General features: G+C 53.9%; 1 tRNA gene and 2 rRNA genes (1 of these 3 cut by a window edge). All 3 read left to right on the top strand.

The window, feature by feature from the left end:
• Nucleotides 1-1,900: ribosomal RNA gene (locus Q1B21_RS22120) — 23S ribosomal RNA — on the top strand; it begins 931 nt to the left of the window's first position.
• 183 nt (nt 1,901-2,083) lie between these two features.
• Nucleotides 2,084-2,198 (top strand): 5S ribosomal RNA (rrf, locus tag Q1B21_RS22115).
• 46 nt (nt 2,199-2,244) lie between these two features.
• Nucleotides 2,245-2,321: transfer RNA gene (locus tag Q1B21_RS22110), tRNA-Met, on the top strand.
• The last annotated feature ends 179 nt before the right edge of the window (nt 2,322-2,500 follow it).

Genomic DNA, 2,500 nt, shown 5'->3' with positions numbered 1-2,500 from the left:
AACTCCGAATACCCGGGAGTACTAGATGGCAGACACACTGCGGATGCTAACGTCCGTAGTGGAGAGGGAAACAACCCTGACCTACGACTAAGGCCCCCAATTCATGGCTAAGTGGGAAAGCAGGTGGGACGACCAAAACAACCAGGAGGTTGGCTTAGAAGCAGCCATCCTTTAAAGATAGCGTAACAGCTCACTGGTCTAAATAAGTTGTCCTGCGGCGAAGATGTAACGGGGCTCAAGCCATGAGCCGAAGTCTAGGGATGCGTAAGCATCGGTAGCAGAGCGTAGTGTGACATAAGACTTATCCTCTTTAGTGTCTTTCGGGGCACCTTGGAGGATCGAGTCTTTTCGATGAAGCCGGGGCGTGAGCCATCCGGTGGAGAGATCACTAGTGAGAATGATGACATGAGTAGCGACAAAGAGTGTGAGAGACACTCTCGCCGAAAGTCCAAGGGTTCCTGCTTAAAGCTAATCTGAGCAGGGTAAGCCGGCCCCTAAGCCGAGGCCGAAAGGCGTAGGCGATGGGAACTAGGTTAATATTCCTAGGCCGTGGAGTGGTGACGGATCTCAGAGGTAGTTCATCCTTATTGGATTGAATGGGCTGCTGAGAGGTTCCTGGAAATAGCCCTCCTATCAGACCGTACCCTAAACCGACACAGGTGGACTGGTAGAGCATACCAAGGCGCTTGAGAGAACGATGTTGAAGGAACTCGGCAAAATACCTCCGTAAGTTCGCGAGAAGGAGGCCCGGTTCCTAGGCAACTAGGGGCTGGGGGCACAAACCAGGGGGTGGCGACTGTTTATTAAAAACACAGGGCTCTGCGAAGTCGCAAGACGACGTATAGGGTCTGACGCCTGCCCGGTGCCTGAAGGTTAAAAGGAGAGGTGAGAGCCTTGAATTGAAGCCCAGGTAAACGGCGGCCGTAACTATAACGGTCCTAAGGTAGCGAAATTCCTTGTCGGGTAAGTTCCGACCTGCACGAATGGCGTAACGACTTCCCCGCTGTCTCCAACATCGACTCAGCGAAATTGAATTGCCTGTCAAGATGCAGGCTTCCCGCGGTTAGACGGAAAGACCCCGTGCACCTTTACTACAGCTTCGCACTGGCATCAGGATTGTGATGTGCAGGATAGGTGGTGGGCTTTGAAGCAGAGACGCAAGTCTTTGTGGAGCCTCCCTTGAGATACCACCCTTCGCACTCTTGATGTCTAACCGCGGTCCGTTATCCGGATCCGGGACCCTGCGTGGCGGGTAGTTTGACTGGGGCGGTCGCCTCCTAAAGCGTAACGGAGGCGCGCGAAGGTTGGCTCAGAGCGGTCGGAAATCGCTCGTTGAGTGCAATGGCAGAAGCCAGCCTGACTGCGAGACTGACAAGTCGAGCAGAGTCGAAAGACGGCCATAGTGATCCGGTGGTCCCGAGTGGAAGGGCCATCGCTCAACGGATAAAAGGTACGCCGGGGATAACAGGCTGATACTGCCCAAGAGTCCATATCGACGGCAGTGTTTGGCACCTCGATGTCGGCTCATCTCATCCTGGGGCTGGAGCAGGTCCCAAGGGTACGGCTGTTCGCCGTTTAAAGAGGTACGTGAGCTGGGTTTAGAACGTCGTGAGACAGTTCGGTCCCTATCTGCCGTGGGTGTAGGAGACTTGAGAGGAGTTGCCCCTAGTACGAGAGGACCGGGGTGAACGATCCACTGGTGGACCAGTTGTCGTGCCAACGGCAGTGCTGGGTAGCTATGATCGGACAGGATAACCGCTGAAGGCATCTAAGCGGGAAGCCCCCCTCAAAACAAGGTCTCCCTGAGGGCCGTGGAAGACCACCACGTCAATAGGCCGGAGATGTAAGCGCAGTAATGCGTTCAGTTGACCGGTACTAATCGCCCGATAGGCTTGATTTGATCCAGTAATGGAAAGACAAATCAAAAACATACACCAAATTGACTAAGGATGGCTGTGTCGCGCCAAGCGACACTGTTGATTGACATAATAACCGTGCGGCAACGCGCATTCGTAAACGAATACGCTGCCTGCCGCGCGTCGCCTTTTTGCAAAGCAAAAAGAGCGACGGGGATTTTCCTCGGTTTGGTGGTCATAGCGCAAGTGAAACACCCGGTCCCATCCCGAACCCGGAAGTTAAGCACTGCCGCGCCAATGGTACTTGGGCTTAAGCCCCGGGAGAGTAGGTCACCGCCAAACCTAGAAAAATCCCCCTTCTCTCTAACGATGATAGAAAAACACCTGGCGCGGGGTGGAGCAGTCCGGTAGCTCGTCAGGCTCATAACCTGAAGGTCAGAGGTTCAAATCCTCTCCCCGCAACCAAAATCCAAACAGCCCGTTCGATCTACAAACAGTCCAATGGACTGTTTGCTCAACGATCAAACCTCGTCAGGCTCATAACCTGAAGGGTGAGGAAGAATAGAAATCAATCCAGTGGATCGATTACCCGACGAACGCGCAAAGCGCTGGAACGTAGGTTCAAATCCTACTCCCCGAAACCA

The sequence above is a fragment of the uncultured Ruegeria sp. genome, assembly GCF_947504215.1.
Taxonomy (GTDB): Bacteria; Pseudomonadota; Alphaproteobacteria; order Rhodobacterales; family Rhodobacteraceae; genus Ruegeria.
This window is presented reverse-complemented; position numbering and strand designations above follow the sequence as displayed.